Origin of the sequence: Persicimonas caeni, assembly GCF_006517175.1 — a bacterium.
In the GTDB taxonomy this organism is placed as follows: domain Bacteria; phylum Myxococcota_A; class Bradymonadia; order Bradymonadales; family Bradymonadaceae; genus Persicimonas; species Persicimonas caeni.
The window spans coordinates 5,631,007-5,644,748 of sequence record NZ_CP041186.1; the positions used below are offsets into that span (position 1 = coordinate 5,631,007).

At 62.8% G+C, this 13,742-nt stretch carries 12 protein-coding genes and 1 tRNA gene; 3 read left to right on the plus strand and 10 right to left on the minus strand.

The window, feature by feature from the left end:
* Positions 1-159: 159 nt before the first annotated feature.
* From FIV42_RS20750 to FIV42_RS20760, 3 genes are all read right to left on the minus strand, one after another.
* Positions 160-2,196, minus strand: coding sequence for a hypothetical protein (locus FIV42_RS20750; protein ID WP_141199546.1), 2,037 nt, complete (start codon positions 2,194-2,196; stop codon positions 160-162).
* 154 nt (positions 2,197-2,350) lie between these two features.
* Positions 2,351-2,722: a flagella basal body P-ring formation protein FlgA gene (locus tag FIV42_RS20755; RefSeq protein WP_168210815.1), complete on the minus strand. Its 372-nt coding sequence runs from the start codon at positions 2,720-2,722 to the stop codon at positions 2,351-2,353.
* A 259-nt stretch (positions 2,723-2,981) separates the two neighbouring features.
* Positions 2,982-3,476: an NUDIX hydrolase gene (locus tag FIV42_RS20760; RefSeq protein WP_168210816.1), complete on the minus strand. Its 495-nt coding sequence runs from the start codon at positions 3,474-3,476 to the stop codon at positions 2,982-2,984.
* Between the two features lie 246 nt (positions 3,477-3,722).
* Between FIV42_RS20760 and FIV42_RS20765 the strand changes: the two genes are divergently transcribed.
* The gene (locus FIV42_RS20765; protein WP_141199549.1) at positions 3,723-4,544 is read left to right on the plus strand and encodes an SDR family NAD(P)-dependent oxidoreductase; all 822 of its coding nucleotides are present in this window, start codon (positions 3,723-3,725) and stop codon (positions 4,542-4,544) included.
* 362 nt (positions 4,545-4,906) lie between these two features.
* On the opposite strand, the gene FIV42_RS20770 is transcribed toward FIV42_RS20765, so the two are convergent.
* Positions 4,907-5,473, minus strand: a complete 567-nt coding sequence (locus FIV42_RS20770) for a PhnA domain-containing protein (RefSeq protein ID WP_141199550.1) — start codon at positions 5,471-5,473, stop codon at positions 4,907-4,909.
* Between the two features lie 229 nt (positions 5,474-5,702).
* Between FIV42_RS20770 and FIV42_RS20775 the strand changes: the two genes are divergently transcribed.
* Together FIV42_RS20775 and FIV42_RS20780 are read left to right on the plus strand one after the other, a co-directional pair.
* Positions 5,703-6,212: a hypothetical protein gene (locus FIV42_RS20775; protein WP_141199551.1), complete on the plus strand. Its 510-nt coding sequence runs from the start codon at positions 5,703-5,705 to the stop codon at positions 6,210-6,212.
* Positions 6,213-6,963: 751 nt separating this feature from the next.
* Entirely contained in the window at positions 6,964-8,289 is a 1,326-nt protein-coding gene (locus FIV42_RS20780) for a HEAT repeat domain-containing protein (RefSeq protein ID WP_141199552.1), read from the plus strand.
* 389 nt (positions 8,290-8,678) lie between these two features.
* Here FIV42_RS20780 and FIV42_RS20785 read toward each other — a convergent pair whose 3' ends face one another.
* The 6 genes from FIV42_RS20785 to FIV42_RS20810 all read right to left on the minus strand — a co-directional run bounded on the left by FIV42_RS20785 (position 8,679) and on the right by FIV42_RS20810 (position 13,649).
* Complete coding sequence (locus FIV42_RS20785; protein WP_141199553.1) at positions 8,679-9,527, minus strand: hypothetical protein; 849 nt, start codon at positions 9,525-9,527, stop codon at positions 8,679-8,681.
* Between the two features lie 377 nt (positions 9,528-9,904).
* Positions 9,905-10,468: a PP2C family serine/threonine-protein phosphatase gene (locus tag FIV42_RS20790; protein WP_168210817.1), complete on the minus strand. Its 564-nt coding sequence runs from the start codon at positions 10,466-10,468 to the stop codon at positions 9,905-9,907.
* Positions 10,469-10,772: 304 nt separating this feature from the next.
* Entirely contained in the window at positions 10,773-11,462 is a 690-nt protein-coding gene (locus FIV42_RS20795) for a toxin-antitoxin system YwqK family antitoxin (protein WP_141199555.1), read from the minus strand.
* An 11-nt stretch (positions 11,463-11,473) separates the two neighbouring features.
* Positions 11,474-12,190, minus strand: coding sequence for an AAA family ATPase (locus FIV42_RS20800; RefSeq protein ID WP_141199556.1), 717 nt, complete (start codon positions 12,188-12,190; stop codon positions 11,474-11,476).
* Positions 12,191-12,685: 495 nt separating this feature from the next.
* Positions 12,686-12,757, minus strand: a tRNA-Val gene (locus FIV42_RS20805).
* A 58-nt stretch (positions 12,758-12,815) separates the two neighbouring features.
* On the minus strand, positions 12,816-13,649 hold the full coding sequence (locus tag FIV42_RS20810; protein ID WP_141199557.1) for a hypothetical protein: 834 nt from the start codon (positions 13,647-13,649) through the stop codon (positions 12,816-12,818).
* Positions 13,650-13,742 lie beyond the last annotated feature (93 nt).

The window sequence follows — 13,742 nt, forward strand, 5'->3', positions numbered from 1 at the left end:
CGAATCGCCTGGTAAGCATGCAGCTGTTCTTGGTAGTTGGTTCGTGGTCGATGTTTCGACGTCCTTGCCAAGAACCAAGAACCAAGAACGGCTGCAACTGTCGTGGAGGCTCATCGGAGCAGGCACTTCTCGTAAGTCACAGACATTATGTGCTTGTACCTAGCGTGCCACGCGCACGAGGCCGCCATTGGGGGCGGCGGCGTACAGCTCGGTGCCGAGGTCGAAGAGTTCGACGCCGCCGGTCTCGTCGAGGATGTCGTAGCTGTCGTCGGGGCGTACGAGCGCGATCTTGGTGTCGGTGGCCACCACCAGGACGCCGCCGAAGACGGTCGCGTCGTGGATGTCCGGGTCGTCGAACTCGCCGAATGCCTCGATGGCGGGCAGATCGAGAGCGTGGCGAATCTCGTCGGAGAGCACGCCTTGCCAACGGCCGTCGACGCGCCGGTAGACCTGCCGGCTGCTTACCGCCAGCAGACGCCCGTGAGCGTGCCGCAGGGCGTCGGGGCGGTGCGTTTCGGGGAGGCCTCGCTCCTCGCGGCGCCAGTCGCCGTCGCCGATGGGCTTGCTCCACAACTCGAAGCCGGGCATCGCCACCCAGATGCGGCCGTCGAAGAATGCGACCGAGTTGGGAGCTGGGATGCCGTAGTCGGTAGGAGGGAGGTCGACCTGCTCGAGGCTGTCGCCGCCGTCATGAGAGACGAACAACCCGCTGCCGAGGCGATGCTCGGCGATGGCGACGTGGTCACCGTCGACGTGCACGCGCACCTCCAGGATATTGGTCTGCGGCGAAGCCCAGATCTCGTCGGGGTCGGCCTGGGGGCCGCTCGTGCGGTAGACCGCCGCACCCTCGTCGGTCTCGACCGTCACAAATAGGCGGCCATCGCTCCCGTGGACGTCGCGTACGCCTTCGAAGCTGACCTCGTAGAGCCCGTCGCTCAACTCGCGAAACGCGGTCGTATGCTCCCAGCGGCTCTGGTCCTGCGGCTTCTTCCAGGTCGGCGAGAAGGACTGGCCGCTGTACAGGTCGCCGTCGCTTCGAAACAGGTAAGTAGGTGTCGAGAAGGGGGAGCCTACTTGCTGCCAAGTCTGCGCGCCGTCGTCGCTTCGCCAGGCTCCGGCGTCGGTGATGACCACGAGCGACTCGCCGCCCACGCAGTGGAGTCCCCCGCCGGAAAGCCGAAGCGGGATATAGGTCTCTTCAGGAAGCTCGAGTTCGGTCCAGGTGTCCGAGGCCGTGTCGATGCGCCCCAGCCGGGTACCGTACGGGGTATCCAGGTTATCGGGCTCATCTCGGGCAGTGGCATAGAGCTTGTCGCCGCAGGGGGTCAGTGTTTCGAGGGAGTCGGTCTCGCTCAGCCCGGCGAGCGGGCGGTAGTCGACGAGCCCGTCGTCGTCGACCACACCCAGGTGGCCGTCCATGTCGTACGGATGCTTGAGCGGGGGCGTCAGCCACTCGCCGTCGAATTTGACCCACTCCTCGGCGCCGAATCGCTCGATATACGAGCCGAGGTCGCGCATGCTGCCGAGATCCTCCCACGTCGCTCCGGCGTCGGTCGAGCGCACCAGCCGCCCCGACCAATCGGATTCAGCGGCCACCGCCGCGACCAGAAGATCCGGCATGGCGCGCACGGCATCGCGTTGGATCGCCTCGAGAATCGGCTGCCAAGTTTCGCCGCGGTCATCGCTCCTCCACAGCACGCTCGCGTCCGAAGGGCCGCCCACGGGCGACTCGAGCACGTACAGATGCTCGCCGTCCCCCAAAAGCCTGCCACCGCCCACTTCGGGGACGTCGCCCATCTCCTGCCAGGTCTGGCCGCCATCGCTCGTCCCGTACAACACGGCGCCGCCTTCGAAGAGGTAGAAGAACTCGCCGTCGACCTCGACGATCTGCTCGCGGTGGCCACCATCGCCGCGTGCAGCCGCGGTGACTTCGGCCGGCGCGTAGTGCCACCTAGCGGCGGCCGAGTAGACCGTCGCCGGGTTGCTCGGCCTCAAGTGGAGGTTGTTATTACCCGCGAAATAGAGATTGTCACCGATGCGCCCCAGGTAGTCCCCCGGCTCTTCGGGCGGGCCTTGAAGCTGCTCGACCTCGAACGTCACGTTCTCGTCGATGCCCCAATCTCCGTCGACGGCGTCTTCGGAGCAGGCGTTGAGCAGCAGGCTTGTCGCCGACAGGCAAACGGCGGTAGCGAGCACGGTGATTCGTTCGACTGACGGACGTACGGAAACTTCGGTCGAGCGCATCGAGTCATTCCCCATGGGATGTGCGTGATGGGTGTGTTTGGCTTACAGGCGCTCAGACGCGAGGGGGCGGGCCGATATTCAAGTCGTCTTCGTCGTTTGGCGACCGCTACTTCCAATTGGCGCAACTCCCATCAGCGCGCGTCCGCGGCTCTTCGAAGTCGCTCGGCAACAAGAGCGCTCCTTCCTCGACTCGGTTGTTGAGTTGCTGGCCTACCACACAGGGAACGTCTTCCTTGGAGAACACGCGACTGGGGAGGAAGTACGCGGGAACCTTTACGAAGGTGATGTCGGCAGCGGTCAGACGCTGGCCCTTCTGCAGGACATGGGGTGCGCTGGCGACCTCGACCTGCGTGGCATAATGCGTCTTGCATACACTGCAAGTGTGGGAGCTCTTGTAGGCGTAGGCCAAGAGACATGATGCGGCGACCAAGAACAGAATCACGACTGCGAATTTCGATATGCGAATCAGTGCGATCATCGTCATGTTCCTATGGGACGAGGGGCGTCCAGCCTAACAGCCTGGCCATATCGCGTCCACACGTTGGCGACTGGCGTGCGGCGAGTTGAGCGTCTTCGCTTGCCTTGGCCGCTGTGCAGGTTCCCGGGGCCGGTGAAGTCGGGGAGCGCTCATTTCAGGAAGGCTTTCGCGATATGTGTTCGGTGCGGGGGCATCTTGCCCTCGTCTGCGAGAGCTGGAAGCACTCGTGCCGAAAGACGAAAGTCCTCCGTAACTGCACTTAAACGCCCACCCGCAGCGGTTCGTCTGGAAGCTCGCCTTGCAGCAGCGGCACCAACAACTCGGCGAGGTCGCCTGGCACGATCAGCTCGTCGCAGTCACGCAACTCGTCGGCCGTCCACCATCGGTGCCCGCGAAATACTTCGGCTTCATACTCCTCGAGTTGTTGGGGCTGGGGCTCGAAGCGGTCGACTCTGGCGAAGAAATAGTGCTCGTGGGTGTGCACAGGACAGTCGTCCCACATCCACTTGTGCTCGCGAACCCACACGTGTGGAAGCTCGCCGTCGTGTTCGAGGCCGGTCTCCTCCCAACACTCGCGCCTGGCAGCCTCGAGGTACGATTCGTCGGCTTCGAGCGCACCGCCCGGGGCGAGCCAGATGATGCACTTTCGTGTCTCGAACCAGCTCGACAGAAGCAACACGCGATCGTGCTGATCGACGAGAAGAATGCGCGCCGCTTTGCGATGCTTGCGCAAGATTTCCGGTGTGGGGGGCATCGAGAGTCCCGTTTGGCTGATTTGCTCGGAGTCGAGCCGCACACCGTACATCGACCGAAGCCGAAGGACAAATGATGACCGAATACCGAACCGAGTTGCAGGCTGTCCTGTTTCCGGGCAAGAAGAGGCCCTTACGGTGCGCGGTGTGGTTGGCTCGGTTTTCGTCCGGTTTGGAGCTTGCAACTCGGGTGGGGAGCCACCATTCTGGAGGGCCCGATAGACACTACGAATCACGGAGGCTCAGCCATGGCGTCGACGTACGATTTTACCGGAAAAACCGTCTTCATCACCGGCGCGTCCAAAGGAGTGGGGCGCGCGACCACCGAGGCCTTCCACCGCGCGGGCGCCAACGTGGTGTTGGTCGCGCGCTCCCCGGGGCCGCTCGAGGAGGCGGCCGAAGGGTTGGAGCGCTCGCTGGTCATCCCGCTGGACGTCTCCGACCTGGACGCCATGCAGGCGGCGCTCGAGCAGACCGTCGAGCATTTCGGCAGTTTGGACGGGGTGGTCAACAATGCAGGCGCTCACTTTCGTGGCGATCTCGAGACGCGTACGCCCGAGGAGGTCGCCACGATGGTGGACGTGAACCTGCGCGCGCCGCTGGTGCTGACGCGCATGGCGCTGCCGTACCTGCGCGGGCAGGGCTCCGGCTTCGTCGTCAACGTCGCCAGCCTCGCCGGCAAGGTGCCCCTCGACGGGGCGGCGACGTACTCGGCGACCAAGTTCGGGCTGCGCGCCTTTACCTACGCGATGGCCCAAGAACTCGACGGTTCGGGCATTACGGTCAGCGCGGTCAGCCCCGGGCCGATCGACACCTCGTTTATCATGGAGAATCTCGACGAGGTCGAGGATATCGTCTTCAGCCAGAAGATGTGCTCGGCCGAGGACGTCGCTGACATGATCCTCGCCTGCGCCCAGGACGGCAAAGTCGAGCGCGAATTCCCTCCCCTGGGCGGCAAGCTCGCCACGCTCGGCTACCTCGTCCCCGAGGTGCGCCAGCGACTCAAGCCGCTGCTCAGCGAAAAGGGACGAAAGACCAAAGAGCGCCTGCGCGAGGAGCGGGGGGAGTAGGCTGCTATTTAAGGCGCCTGAACTACGGCGCAAACTACGATTTGAGGGTCGTCCATTTGAAAGGTGCGGGTGGCCGCGAGGTGCCATTGCGCGAGCCTGGCCAGCCCGAACGCTGCAAGATGTCGACCCGCAAATGGTAGTTCTGCGAGGTCGCTGTCTGACCTCGCCTTTAATAGCGGGCGCTACTACCCTGCAGGTCAAAACGCCCCCGCAGCCTTCACCATGCACCGAGCTTCAGTGGTGAATCGGCACAGGCAAGCGGTATCGTGTGCGAGTCAATTGAAATGAACACAGGGGAGATGGAGCGTCCACTGCCACGAAAGGGAACCAGATTCCCCGACGAAGCCGGGGTTCCTCGAGTGCTACGCCTTCTTGAGAAACTCGGTCTTGAGCACGAGCATCACGCCGTTGACCTTCCCCTCGACATGACCGGGATCGTCGGTGAGGCGGATATTCTTGACGCGTGTGCCTTGCTTGGCGACGAAATTCGTCCCTTTCACATCGAGGTTGCGCACCAACGTCACCGCATCTCCATCCTGAAGTTGCTGGCCATTGCTATCTAGGGTCGGGGGACCGACGTGAGATGTCTGGGCGACGCCCTCGTTGGCCCATGCCTGCTCGTCTTCGGTCAGATACGCTTGCTCGAAGAGATCCCGGGCCCACGACTCGCCGCGGAGCCTGTGGAGCAGACGCCAACTCAGGACCTTCACAGCCGCATTTTCGCTCCAGATGGAACCCTGCAAGCAGTACCAGTGATTGGAATCGAGCTCGGCGCCCTCTTCGAGTTGGGCCGCGCACTCGCCGCAAATGACAATGGCCGTATCCCTCGGCTCGTCGGAGGGAACGTCGTACTGACGCAGCAGCGCTGTGGACGCGCATAACTCACATTGGTTGTTGGCGCGGTCGAGAAGTTCTTGGGCGATGCTCATGGTCCAGGCTCGTAGAGGGAGATTATCGAGCCGCGTATAGCACGGGGGCGGTCGAGTGGCACATGGAGTCTCGATACCCGCGTGGTTTGTTGCCTTGGTTTACGCTCGGAGCGAGGTCGGAGTACAGTAGGATGCGCTACCGCTGACTCTCCGAAGCTTTCCGATCGGCCGGGGCGAGCAACTCCTACGACCCACATGGGGGAGTCCAGATGCAACGAGGTTTTCACGAATGAGTTCTCGGGTGCCGGGTACATCGAAACGCGAGCCACGAGGGCGCGGCTGGCAATTCTTCCTGATCGTTGCGCTTGCTTTGCTGGGCGGCACGGTGGGGCTCAAAACAGTGTGCGAGATGTACCTCGAGGAGTTCACGCACTCCCGTCCTAGGCCAATCTACAGCGCGGCGACGCAAACCCAGAGCTACTACGAGAAACACTGCAGGTTCCCGCCGTCGCTGCCTCCAACCGCCAGACTATCGAGTTGTGTTGAGGGCGCGATATGCATGCCCGATGAGGTCGCGTTCGACTTGTGGGAGGCGGAGGGCTTCGAGTTGCCGCGAGAGCAACGGATGAGCATCTCCGGCGTTCGTGTCGGCTCGGAAGCCTACAAACTAATCGAGCGGGCTGATTTCTCACCGGGTGGGAGCATGCACACCACAACCGTAACGGTTCGAGGTTCGCGCGACGATGGCCGGTGTGTCGCAAAGGTCGGGCCGATGAGCGTGATAAATGAGTTCCAGTGAACTTGTCGCCGACGTTGGGCCGTGAGAACGACGTCAGCGCACGTGTTTGGCACAATCACGCTGACGTATTCATCCCATCACTTCTCGCTCGGCTCGACAATGAAGCCTCCTTCGAGCCGCAGCACCGGTTTCTCTTGTCGAGCCAGCGGTGTCCATTTGCGCGAACGGGAACCAGGTTCCCCGACGAAGTCCATGTCATGCGGGTTTGCGCGTGGTGGGCAGTTCCAAGACGCCGTGATTCAGGCGCCCTTAACAGCGGGCGCGTAACGGCGATTGGAGTGCGGCGAGTTGAGGTGTCCTTGCTTGTTGAGGCGGCCCCTCCGTCTCGCGCTGGAAAGCGCGCTCGACACCTCCCCGCGGCCTGCAATGCGGCCCGGGGAGGGGGATTGCGCCTCTGAACCACTTTCCTTTCCTGCAATCCCCCTCCCCGAGGCGTGGTTCAGCCTGCGGGGAGGTGTCGGCGCGGCGTAGCCAAGCCGACGGAGGGGACCGGTCAACTGGCAAGGGATGCCATCACGCCCACAAAAATGCCCCGAAAGTCCTGTCGACCTTCGGGGCTCTTCCGAGTAGGCGTAGCTGGGTTCAAATCAGGGACTTCTTGCGAGGGGGGATACCAAATGGGAAAAGGAGGTGCGTCAGAGGCTCGAGAGGATGTGTTCGACGAGGCCCGACGACGCACACAGACGAGCAACCAACGTTTGGAACCTGAGATTCGCACGGGTACGCTCGACCGACTAGCGGAGATAGACGATTGAACAATCCATTCATACCAGAACAATTCTGCAGCGCCCTCTACAAGGGCCTGGGGCGTGCTGTGTTGCATGTGCGCAAGTACGGCGACGAACAGATTCGCAAGCACTTGCTGGACGCCTGCGTGCACGTACGCTCATACGATCCCCAGATCGAGGGGAGCCGCGCAGAATGGCTGCTTGAGATGGTCGACGCGACGTCGCACGGCGACTTCTACCGTGAAGCAATCCTCGATGCCCTCGAGGTTGTCGAAGAGGGTGCTGTGGACGCTGTCTGGAGTGCCGACCAGTTGTGCGACTTTGCGCTGCACTATGCTCGTCGAGGCCACCAGCGTGGACGGGAGTTGCTCTACCAGGTGTATCGTGAAAACCGCTTCAGCGAGGCCGATTGGGTGGCTGCTGATCAATTGCTGTCCCTCGACGGACTCGACGGCCTCACGTTTATGGCGGAGGTCGCGGGCGAACGCATCCTCGCCGGGGACCGGGTAGACCAGTGGGACGCGGCTGTCCCGACGGCGTGTGAGGAGTTTGGTTCCGTCCAGGTACTGGCGCGCCTGCAGGAAGCCAGCGCCCAGAGTCTCGGAGTGAGTGCTTTTCTCGAGCAATTTGCTGAAGCGTTGCCGCGTCGAGACAAGGGCGCAGATGTCACAGGGATACGCCGAAAGGTGCCATCCTACGAAGTCATCAGCCAGGCGATTGACGAGGCGCGCTGGCAGGTTGGCTTTCAGTTCAGGTGGTTCGGAAGGCACGCTTCAGCCGAAGAGCTTTGTGCCATCTTCGATCGACTTCTTGGCGAGCAAGAGCTCGAAGCCGCGTTGCGGTGCCTGTGGGTGTTCGACAGCCGAGAACTTCCCGAACTCGCTCCGCGAGTCTTCGAATGGCTCGATTCGGACGACGAGCGGCTGCGCACTGCGGCCGCGTCGGCGCTGGCCAATACGTCTGACTCGCGCGTGCGGCAGGCAGCGGTCGACCGGCTGGAGGAGCCTTCGTCGACGACCGATTTGGCCGCAGCGATCGAAATGCTGCGGAGGAATTTCAGGACTGACGATGCGGACCTGATCCTGCGCTGTCTTCCGAACGACGAGTCGATCAGTGACGAAGCAAAAACGCGCAATCATTCGCTTGGGTCGGTGCTCCTCGAGCTGGCCGAGAACAACGCCGACGCAGCCCTTGCGCCATGTCTGACGTGGGTCTACGAGAAAGGGCCGTGTTCGAGGTGCCGCACTCGTGCTATCGAGCATCTGTTGGAATGGGGCGAGCTGTCTGACAAGCTCCGTGACGAATGCCGCTTCGATGTGGTCGAAGAGATACGAGAGTTGGTTGTGTAGCCGCGCGAACGGGAACCCGCGCGAACGGGAACCAGGTTCCCCGACGAAGCCCGTGTCATGCGGGTTTGCGCGTGGTGGGCAGTTCCAAGGGGCCGGCTATTGAAGGCGCCCCGAACAGCGGGCGCGAAACGGCGATTGGAGTGCGGCGAGCTGGGGCGTTCTTGCTTGTTGAGGCGGCCCCTCCGTCTCGCGCTGGAAAGCGCGCTCGACACCTCCCCGCGGCCTGCAGTGCGGCCGGGGAGGGGATTGCGCCTCTGAACCACTTTCCTTTCCTGCAATCCTCCTCCCCGAGGCGTGGTTCAGCCTGCGGGGAGGTGTCGGCGCGGCGTAGCCAAGCCGACGGAGGGGACCGGTCAACTGGCAGGGGATGCCATTTCGAACCACGCGATTCATACCTTCGGCAGATCGACCGGCACAGCGAGCGACTGCGCCAAGCTCTCGGCCAGTGACTCGAGCCAGATGGTATCCGCCATCAGGTCGATTCCGTCGTAGCAGACGTCGTAGTACGGTGCCCAAGACCGAGACGAGACGAGCGTGACCTCGCCCCTATCGGTTTCGGCGATGACGGTGAGGCGCGTCCAGGACTCGGAGACTCGGGCACAGATTCGGCGAATCCGGGAGCGATGAATCCGCAAATCGCCTCGGAGGCGACGGCTTACAACCAGCACCTCATCGTCGACTCGAACCTTGATGCCCCTTCGGTCGACCAACAGGAATTCACCCGACGGGTCGGTCCACGCCAATGACCACCGCGTGGCGTGATAGAAGTCGATCGTACCCGGGCGCACCGTCGTTACGCTGCTGAGTTTCTGCCTCAAAACGGCAAGGTCACCTTCGGGGAGATACCCTTCCCAACACATCGAACCAGCATCGCCGTCGTCGGCGGTGACCACACCGGCACGCACGTATCCGGCGAACCCGCACCAGCAGCCGATCCCCACAATCACCTGTCGGCCCGCGATCCGTTTCGCAAGGCCCGCGACGACGGCATCGACGTCGACTTGTGGTGGTGAGCTTCGGCGTTCCTCGTCGTCGGCGCGGTTTACGTCCGCGATCAACACGAACAGGCCGACGACGTCGACGAAGAAGACGCCAAGAATCCACCCTCGTGACGCACCGAATAGGAGAAGCGGGCCGCATGTGACGAGGACTGCGAACATCCATCGCTTCACGAGGCCGCGCCACCGGCCTTCCGGGCTGTTCTTGGCGTCGTTTCCAGATGATGTGGTCTCTGTCATGCCAAGTCCTCCTCCGACTCTCGGGCCATCAAGAGGCCGCGAGCCGTTTGCCATGTAGCCTCAGCCGCAGTGCCGGACGGAATTACGTCGGGTGCTGTCGCCGCGACCCAGGCAGCGCCAGCGTCCGGCCGAGCGGATTCGCCGGTAGCGAAGAGCGCGTCGATGAGTTCCAGCAAGATTTCTTGCTTGCTGGCGAAGTGGTAGTGGACCGGGCCCGGCGTGAGGTCTGCCACAGCTACACCCTCTATCTTAGTTGGTTAGTTGACCGAGTTGGTCGATTGACCAAGTATAGGCGGGAGCGTCATTACGTCAAGCGCCTCGGACGGTCCTGGCGATTGCCTCCTTGGAATGTGGCGACGTTTCCCGACGAAGCCCCACTAGCTCAGACGGCCTCGTATGAGCGCAACGTCATCATGAAATGCCTCGTTTGCGAGCTGAACGGCTTCGAGCAGTGCGTCGGCCGATCGCTCGATGTTCTCGTCTTCGAGCGCATCGACGAGTTCGTCGTGGCCGAGGTACTCGAAGAGGCCGTCGGTGCCCAAGAGGAGTTGGCCTCGAGCGGGCAGGGGACCGATCGGGGTCGGGCTACACTGGCCGGTGCCCAATCGTGGAGTGCGAACTTGGGCGGCCGTCAGTTCGATAGGCGCGCCATGGCCGTCGGCGAGCCAGGCTCCGGAGTCTCCGACGCTCGCACCGGCGAGGAGGCCATCGCGGACGTAGATGATGACCGCTGTCGATTCGCCGGCGTTTTGCGTTCGGTAGAGGTCGCGATCGATGTTGCTTAGGCATTCGCACCACGTCCAAGGGTCGAGCAGGTCATCGGGACGTTCGCCCGCCCAGGTCGGCACGGCAGCAATGAAGTGTTCGGCCGCCGTTCGACCGCCGCCAACTCCGCCGGCGCCGTCTGCGATGACAAAGAGCAGCCCGTCGTCGAGTTCCATGGCGTGGGCTCGGTCCTCCGAGGGACCTGGAGATGTTCGAATGGAGGTATCGGAAGTGGTCAGCATGAGTTCGTGTTCGCCGGAGAATCGCGTCACGGTGCATTAATCACATCATAAGATTACGCATCGACAACGAGCCTATCATGGAGTCGCAGCATCGGCGGGCGTGGAAAACCGGCAAGGCGTGCAGCAACCCGACCCAAGGCGGCGCCGTCCAGCCGCCGCGCCAAGCGGTTTCCAGCGAGGCCATGTAGCTGAGGGTTCGCACGAGGCGTAGCCGAAGGGCGTACCTTCAGCCAGAGTTTCAGCCACGGCGGCCGGCGAAACGCTCCAGCATCGCGACAGTCGATTCGAGCAGCGTGCGTCCGGGCGCATCCTCCGCAACTCGATACCGGGGCAGGGTGGCATCCTCCCGTGCCGCCTCAATATACTCCTCGCGGCCGATCTCCTCGTCATCGATGAAGAACTTCGGGTACCCTCCAACAAGCTCCTCATCGTCCCACTCTCGAAAAATACCGTGGCGCAGGTTCTGCTTGTAGTGCTCCTCCCTCCATACGCGGCCGCCGTCAAAGTCATCCCACACACGCTCGTAGCCGTGGACCTTGCCGTCGCGATACTCACGCTCTTCGGCCAGTAAGCCCGTGTTGTAGTTGTACCAGAGGTCGGTGCCCGTCCCGAGAGTCATCTCGTACTGGCCAAGGACGCTGCCGTCGGCCAAATACTGCGTGGCGACGCCGTGCTCGAGTCCATCGATGTAGCGCGTGATAAAGCTCAGATGGCCGTCTTGGAACTCGTACCAAGGGCCGTGTGGCTGATTGCCTCGAAAGTGATTCTGCGCCTCCAATTCACCATCTTCGGACCAGTGACGGTTTCCGACATACTCGCCGTCGACGTAGTACTCCGTGCGGTACGGCTTTCCATTCTCGTGACGCTCGTCGATCACCTCTTCGGCACCAGCCGGAAACGTCTCGATGTCGTGTTCGAAGGTCTCCATTAGCTACGCCCCTACTCGAAAAGATGCTGAAAGTAACGCTCTCGGTGATTCAGAAAGTCGCGGGTGAGTTGGTAGTGGTCGGTCTCCTCGTACTCGACCTCCTCGATCCCATCCTCGGAGAAAAGAAAGATTGTTGCCTGCGGGAAGGCCATCAAGATGGGCGAGTGCGTGGCGATGATAAACTGCGAGTCCTGCTCGACCAATTCGTGCATGCGCGCCAGAAACGAGAGTTGTCGCTGGGGCGAAAGAGCGGCCTCCGGCTCGTCGAGCAGGTATAGTCCCTGCGGCCCGAAACGGTGCAGCACCAGGTTCAGGAATGACTCGCCGTGTGATTGCTCGTGAGGGGAGCCACCATAGAATCCAGTGCTGTTATGCTCTTCCAGGGCGGTTGCGACGTTGTAGTAGCTCTCGGCGCGCAGGAAAAACTCGGTCTGCTCGCGGCGCGCATTTCGCACGGTGCGAAGCACTTCGTGCAGATTCGACTCAGATGAACGGGTCGCAAACCTCAGATTCTTGCTGCCGCCCTCCGGGTTCATGCCGAGCACTGCGGCGAGCGCCTCGATGATGGTCGACTTGCCACTGCCGTTCTCGCCGACGAAGAAGGTCACCTTCGGGTCGAAGGCGAGCCCGCCGAGCTGGCGCACGGCCGGGATGGAGAACGGATAGTTGTCCCAGTCCGGTTCGACTTCGTCACGAAAGACGACGGTGCGTAAAAATCCCTGCTGCATTTGGTATCCCGGGGCTGGCGGCTGCGGTGCGTGCTGCAGGCTACCGAAGCTGGGCGGCTGCTAGCAAGGAGATGATGCGACGGAGGGGCCCGGTCCATTGGCTGTTGGAGATAACTCGACAGTGTGCAACTCCGCGGCAGAGTCGCGGCGGGAGTCGAAATGAACCTCGACGCTCTCACCACATGGCCGGAATGGTACATCGGCTCTTGAAGGGGAGCAGAGGCGTCCTTGCTTGGTGAGGCGGCCCCTCCGTCTCGCGCTGGAAAGCGCGCTCGGCACCTCCCCGCGGCCTGCAGTGCGGCCCGGGGAGGGGGATTGCGCCTCTGAACCACTTTCTTTTCCTGCAATCCCCCTCCCCGAGGCGTGGTTCACCCTGCGGGGAGGTGTCGGCGCGGCGTAGCCAAGCCGACGGAGGGGACCGGTCAACTGGCAAGGGATGCCATCACGCAAACAAAAAGCCCCGAAGGTCGTGTCGACCTTCGGGGCTTTTCCGAGTGGGCGTACCTGGGTTCGAACCAGGGACTTCTTCCGTGTGAGGGAAGCGCTCTCCCGCTGAGCTATACGCCCTCGGGGCGAACTGAATTAGCACACACAGTTCGCCCCGTGCAAGTACTTTTTTTCAGATTCAGAAGTACAGGCGGTAGCCGGCGTCGATGACGACTGCTCCGGTATTCGAATCACCGGTGATGCGCTGGTTGAGATCACTCCACCCGAACTCGAGCGCTCCATAAATGGTGCCCGGGCCGACGGCGAAGTCCGCGCCGCCGCCAAACACAAGACCGTACTCGTCGTTGGTCTGGGTGTTGGTGCCGAAGTCTTGGCCGTCGTTGCCCGAGGCGACCATTTCGGCCTCCATGAAGTAGGCGCGCGGGCCGATCATGCCGTAGGCGCTGATGAACTCGCCGGGGGGCATGAAGCGCCACAGGGCGTACAGCTCCAGGACGAGCATGCGCTGGGTGAGTTCCCAGTCGTAGTCGCCGGCGGTGTCCGCGGTGGGGTCGCCCAGGTTGGGGTCGGTGCCGGTGCCGTCGGCGCCCGGTTGGGTGTACATGAGGTCGAGGCCAATCTCGATGGGGCGCTCGAAGCCGGCGAGGTCGATCGGCAGGATATAGCCTGCCGATAGGCCGAAGACCGGCCAGGTGCCCAGGTCGCTCGTGAGCTGCGGGAAGAGCGCGCCGACGTGGGGGGCGACCACGATGGAGTTCGTGGCGGCCGGGTGGTCCGACTCGGGTTCGACCTCGACCGCGGCGTCTGCGTCGGTTTCCGGTGCAGGTTCGGCTTCGGGGGCTGCCTCCGCCTCGGCTTCGGGCTCGGCCTCGGCTTCGGGCGCGGCTTCCGCTTGAGGGGCGGCGTCGCCGCCTTCGGGCGGTCCGCCTACCTGCTGGGCAAACGCGTTGCCGGACAGGGTCAGGCCGGCGGCGAGCAGCGCGGCGCTGAGAATCTTGAGTTTCGTCTTCATTGTATCTCCTAAACTTCTCGTGCTTTCACAGGTCTTGCGTTCCGGTTACCGCTACGACCCGCGCCGGCCGAAACCGGCGCGGGTCATCCGGTC

Excerpts from the sequence above, each read along its gene's own strand:
- FIV42_RS20755 (WP_168210815.1), bottom strand. The coding sequence starts at position 2,722 with ATGATCGCACTGATTCGCATATCGAAATTCGCAGTCGTGATTCTGTTC.
- FIV42_RS20760 (WP_168210816.1), bottom strand. The coding sequence starts at position 3,476 with ATGCCCCCCACACCGGAAATCTTGCGCAAGCATCGCAAAGCGGCGCGC.
- FIV42_RS20765 (WP_141199549.1), top strand. The coding sequence starts at position 3,723 with ATGGCGTCGACGTACGATTTTACCGGAAAAACCGTCTTCATCACCGGC.
- FIV42_RS20770 (WP_141199550.1), bottom strand. The coding sequence starts at position 5,473 with ATGAGCATCGCCCAAGAACTTCTCGACCGCGCCAACAACCAATGTGAG.
- FIV42_RS20775 (WP_141199551.1), top strand. The coding sequence starts at position 5,703 with ATGAGTTCTCGGGTGCCGGGTACATCGAAACGCGAGCCACGAGGGCGC.
- FIV42_RS20785 (WP_141199553.1), bottom strand. The coding sequence starts at position 9,527 with ATGACAGAGACCACATCATCTGGAAACGACGCCAAGAACAGCCCGGAA.
- FIV42_RS20790 (WP_168210817.1), bottom strand. The coding sequence starts at position 10,468 with ATGGAACTCGACGACGGGCTGCTCTTTGTCATCGCAGACGGCGCCGGC.
- FIV42_RS20795 (WP_141199555.1), bottom strand. The coding sequence starts at position 11,462 with ATGGAGACCTTCGAACACGACATCGAGACGTTTCCGGCTGGTGCCGAA.
- FIV42_RS20800 (WP_141199556.1), bottom strand. The coding sequence starts at position 12,190 with ATGCAGCAGGGATTTTTACGCACCGTCGTCTTTCGTGACGAAGTCGAA.
- FIV42_RS20810 (WP_141199557.1), bottom strand. The coding sequence starts at position 13,649 with ATGAAGACGAAACTCAAGATTCTCAGCGCCGCGCTGCTCGCCGCCGGC.